The following is a 4,692-nucleotide window of genomic DNA, read 5'->3' on the forward strand; positions in this document are numbered from 1 at the left end:
TGGTGCCGGACGAGTTGTGGGTGCTGTTTCGGCGGGTGGTACCGCCGACGGAGGTCATACGCCCGCAGGGCGGCGGTCGGCGCCGGGCGGGTGACCGCGAGGCCCTGGCCGCGATCATCTTTGTGGCGACCTCAGGCTGCACCTGGCGGCAGCTTCCGCCGGTGTTCGGCCCGAGCTGGCAGACGGTCTACCGACGTTTCGCCCAGTGGAGCCGGGCCCGTGTCTGGGCCCGGCTCCACCGCGTCATCCTCGACGAACTCGGCGCCCGCGGGGAACTGGACTGGTCGCGCTGCGCGATCGACTCCGTCAGCATGCGGGCTGCAAAAGGGGGCCATTGACGGGACCGAATCCGCCCGACCGCGGCAAGCCCGGATCGAAAATCCACTTGATCACCGACCGGAACGGACTGCCGCTCTCGCTTGGCATCTCAGGTGCGAACATGCACGACAGTCTCGGCCTCGAGCCACTCGTGCGGGGCATCCCGCCGATCAGGTCCCGGCGTGGACCTCGCCGACGACGCCCCGGCAAGCTCCACGCCGACAAGGGCTACGACTACGACCACCTGCGCCGATGGCTCCGCCAACGCGGCATCCGCCACCGCATCGCGCGCAAGGGCATCGAGTCCTCAAAGCGTCTCGGCCGCCACCGATGGGTCGTCGAGAGGACCGTGTCCTGGCTCGCCGGCTGCCGCCGACTCCACCGACGCTATGAACGCAAGGCCGAACACTTCCTCGCCTTCGTCGGCATAGCCGCAGCCCTCATCTGCCACCGCCGCCTCACCAAATGAAACGACGTCTTAGGCGGCGGAAGTTTCGTCGGCAAGCAGCTCAAGGCCGTCGAACTTCTGCTGACCGACGTCGAGAGCAGCCAGCGGCAGCGCGCGGGGTGGCGCACCTAGTGGCCGGCGCCGGGTCTCTGCGGGGATTTCTGTCCGGAAGGTGAGGAACAGCAGCGCGGCCGACGAAGGTCCTGCTCCGCACGTCCCGGCCGCGTCGAGCGGCCTCGCCAGTCAGAGGACCTGGAGGCGCGCGCCCCTGCGGCGGCGGTCGCCGAGGTTGATCACGGGTGCCACAGCGCGGGGCGCCGGGTCGGCCGCCACGTCCGGCGCGAGAGACCGCATGAGGACGGGGTGGAGACCGAGGTCGTCGGCGGCCTGCAGAAGTGACGGCGGTTCACCGTATTTCCGGCCCAGCATGGCCCGCACGAGGGTGGGTTGCTCCGCGTGCACGAGCACTGGCTCGTTCGTCCTCCAGCCCCGGGCGCCGATCTGCTTGTAGAGGCTGTCGCGGCGGGCCCGGTCGATGTAGCCGAGGTCGTACGCGCGGTTGACGAGGGCCTGGATGGAGATACCCCACCGCTTCTTCAGGGCCGCGAACTCACGGAGCATGAGGGGGCCGCTGAATGCTTCCTCCGCACGTTCTCGCGGGAGGAGGAAAGCGCCTGCAAAGCGGTGGGCCTCCGACTCGGCCTGCTTGGGGTCGAGGCCAATCCTGCGGGCAGGGTGAAGCACGAGGTGCCCGAGTTCGTGCGCGGTGGTGAAGCGCTGCCGGTCACCGGACCCCGCGGAGAAGTAGCTGATCAGAGACGGTTCACCCTGACCCCTCCAGCAGGAGGCGCCGGAGTGGCCGACCACGGCCTCCTCGCCTTCTCCCCGCGCGTCCATGAGAAGCAGGGGAACGACAGGGATTCCGGCGCGCTCGCAGGCGCGGATGACGTGACCGATGACCCCGTCCGGCGCAACGCCCAGCGCGGCGCGGGTCTGCGCGGCGAGGTCTTCGATGCCATCTGGGGTGATGTCGCCTTCTGCACGGGGCAGCGCGGTGCGGCGCACTTTGGTCTCGGCCATGAGACGTACTGCGACCCGGTACGCCTCCCTGACCGTCGATTCCACCCGGGCAACTTCCTTGGCGGAGGCGCCGGCCTTCTTGCGGAAGGCCAGCGTGTCAGCGGGGAGGTCGGTCGGGTCCACGTCGAAGAACGACATGGGTGTGCCGGTGGCTGCGGCGATGCGCTCCAGCACATCGCCACTGACCGGTTTGATGCCCTTTTGAATCTGTGAGATCAGCGGCTGCGACACTCCAGCTGCCTGCGCCAGTTCGCCCTGGGTGAGCCCCATGAGGAGTCTCAGGGTCCTGATGCGCTCGGCTGGATCATGCGCCACTTCCTTCACCCTCTTCGCGCTGGTCTTCTTCGAACTCAAAGGGCAGTGCGAGGCCCTTGTCGTCCGGTACGAACTCCCACCCCTGGAACGATTCAGTGTTCCTGGGGAGCTCGAAATCGAGGTCGAACTTGGGAGGCTGACCCGGCTTCCACTCCCCGATCGGACGAACGATCCGAACGGAGATCTCGCCGCCCTCCTCGGGAGGCGAGAGCCACACGGCGAGGAGGTTGCTGCTCTGGACGCCGAATAGATCGACCGTTCGATTGTAGTAGTAGCTGATCCTCGCCTTGTTCCGGCCCGGGGCGGGCACCATGTCGAATGGAGTGGCGTGCAGCACTCGCAAGGTCATCATCTCCTTGCGTAAGTGCAGCCGCCCGCTGGAGTTCTTGATCGGCTCCCACCCGCCGAGGTCGAGGCGGTCGCCGTAGCGCCGCTCGATGAAGCGACGCGTGTGGTCGCGGGCGAGGTCGGTGCGGCCCTTGGCAAAGCCCTCGCCGGTCATGCCCGACTCATCGTAATGGCCATGGGCGGCCGTGTAGCCGTGATCGAGTGCTTCGTACAGGGGGGCGGCAAGGCCCTCGGTGGCAGCCGTGATGAAGGAAGCGTCCTCGGGTGTGAGCATAGCGGTTATTTTATAACCGCGAATCACACCCGTTCAATGAGCCGAACACGCCAGTCCCCCGCGAATCGCCTCTCTCTGCCACGAGACCTGGCCGCAAGCTTCATCCGCACGCGGCCGACCGGGCCCACAACACCGCACGGCATATTCGGTAGCCATGGCGCGCTGTGCGCCCGGTGGGGACTGCGCCCGCTGCAGGAGGGGTCCAGGTATTGCGGGGCACCTGCGCTGGCACGGCAGCACCTCGCGCCCCCAAGGGGCGTGATCAAGCAGTCCGCCTCGTTCGTCAGGCGGTCCTGTAACCCTGGGATGGGGTCATCCCCGCGGGTGCGGGGAGCAGGTCGCGTGCGATCTCCTCGTCACCGGTGACCTGGGGTCATCCCCGCGGGTGCGGGGAGCAGCCTTCGAGGTTCGGCAGCCCCGGCTGTCCTTGGGGGTCATCCCCGCGGGTGCGGAGAGCAGATGTGCTGGGCTTGGGAGTTCCTCGCTCACAGGGGGGTCATCCCGCGGGTGCGGGGAGCAGATCGCGGGATTCGCCGACGCGATGTCCGCGATGGGGTCATCCCTGCGGGTGCGGGGAGCAGCTTGAGGCGGCGCCCAGTCGGCGGGGCGGACGGGGGTCATCCCCACGGGTGCGGGGAGCAGCCACCGTCGAGGACTGTGCCCGGGCCGCCGTCGGGGTCATCCCCGCGGGTGCGGGGAGCAGATCACCTGATACGCGCCGTGCGCCCCGATCGAGGGGGCATCCCCGCGGGTGCGGGGAGCAGCCATCCCGAGCCGGTAGGCGACGATGTCGGGGTGGGGTCATCCCCGCGGGTGCGGGGAGCAGAGCCGCCGCACCGTCGGCGGCATGCCCTCGGTGGGGTCATCCCCGCGGGTGCGGGGAGCAGTGGCTGCCGTCGGGGGGTGATTCCCCGGCAGTGGGGTCATCCCCGCGGGTGCGGGGAGCAGCCTCCGACCTGCGGAAACGTGCTGATCTAATGGGGGTCATCCTCGCGGGTGCGGGGAGCAGGTTCCGCCTCCGCTGCCAACGGAGACGATCTTGGGGTCATCCCCGCGGGTGCGGGGAGCAGATGCGGAGCGTGTACGTACTCGCGGCGTTCGCGGGGTCATCCCCGCGGGTGCGGGGAGCAGACAAGGGTGAGGGTCATGGCGGGGTCCTCTCCGGGGTCATCCCCGCGGGTGCGGGGAGCAGCTCGCGTCAGTGTCAGCTACTCAAAGCGTCCCGGGGTCATCCCCGCGGGTGCGGGGAGCAGGTCCGCGCCCCCGAATCCGACGTACAGAATCTGGGGTCATCCCCGCGGGTGCGGGGAGCAGGGCCTGACCAGCGCCGAGGAGACCGCCGCCCTGGGGTCATCCCCGCGGGTGCGGGGAGCAGTTCCCGAATGCGCCTGCCACGCCTTGAAGAGCGGGGTCATCCCCGCGGGTGCGGGGAGCAGAAGAGCCCCGGCCCAGGTGTTTCTTGATACCGGGGGTCATCCCCGCGGGTGCGGGGAGCAGGCACCTGCGCAGGAGATAACGAACGCCCCGCAGGGGTCATCCCCGCGGGTGCGGGGAGCAGGGGTCTGACGGCCCGCTGATTCAGCCCATTTGGGGGTCATCCCCGCGGGTGCGGGGAGCAGTCGGGGTATGAAGGCCCCTACGGAAATCCCCAGGGGTCATCCCCGCGGGTGCGGGGAGCAGTCGACACCTCGCCCCTTCTTGGTCTTGACGGAGGGGTCATCCCCGCGGGTGCGGGGAGCAGTCGACACCTCGCCCCTTCTTGGTCTTGACGGAGGGGTCATCCCCGCGGGTGCGGGGAGCAGGCCGGCAGGGCTCCCAGCTCGTCGAGCAGTTGGGGGTCATCCCCGCGGGTGCGGGGAGCAGGCCGGCAGGGCACCCAGCTCGTCGAGCAGTTGGGGGTCATCCCCGC

The 4,692-nt window shown here is 69.3% G+C and carries 3 protein-coding genes and 1 CRISPR repeat array; of the genes, 1 reads left to right on the forward strand and 2 read right to left on the reverse strand.

Features of this window, described 5'->3' with window-relative positions; translation table 11 throughout:
* The first annotated feature begins 2 nt into the window (after nt 1–2).
* Nucleotides 3–787, forward strand: a protein-coding gene (locus ACIPK4_RS39600; protein ID WP_402322686.1) for an IS5 family transposase whose coding sequence is annotated in 2 segments (ribosomal slippage) — nt 3–336 and nt 336–787 — 786 coding nt in all. Because the reading frame shifts where the segments join, the coding sequence is not laid out codon by codon here.
* A 222-nt stretch (nt 788–1,009) separates the two neighbouring features.
* Here the strand turns inward: ACIPK4_RS39600 and ACIPK4_RS39605 are convergent.
* Together ACIPK4_RS39605 and ACIPK4_RS39610 are read right to left on the reverse strand one after the other, a co-directional pair.
* Nucleotides 1,010–2,200, reverse strand: a complete 1,191-nt coding sequence (locus ACIPK4_RS39605; RefSeq protein WP_402322689.1) for a helix-turn-helix domain-containing protein — start codon at nt 2,198–2,200, stop codon at nt 1,010–1,012.
* Nucleotides 2,151–2,783, reverse strand: a complete 633-nt coding sequence (locus tag ACIPK4_RS39610) for a hypothetical protein (protein WP_402322692.1) — start codon at nt 2,781–2,783, stop codon at nt 2,151–2,153. Before ACIPK4_RS39610 ends, ACIPK4_RS39605 begins: the two co-directional genes overlap by 50 nt.
* A 308-nt stretch (nt 2,784–3,091) precedes the next feature.
* A CRISPR array of direct repeats spans nt 3,092–4,639; the repeat unit is 22 nt; unit sequence GGGGTCATCCCCGCGGGTGCGG.
* Nucleotides 4,640–4,692 lie beyond the last annotated feature (53 nt).

This window comes from Streptomyces sp. NPDC086989, from assembly GCF_044745505.1.
In the GTDB taxonomy this organism is placed as follows: Bacteria; Actinomycetota; Actinomycetes; order Streptomycetales; family Streptomycetaceae; genus Streptomyces.

What these genes read in the sequence shown, in the direction of transcription:
- ACIPK4_RS39610 (WP_402322692.1), bottom strand. Translation starts at nt 2,783, where the DNA reads ATGCTCACACCCGAGGACGCTTCCTTCATCACGGCTGCCACCGAGGGC.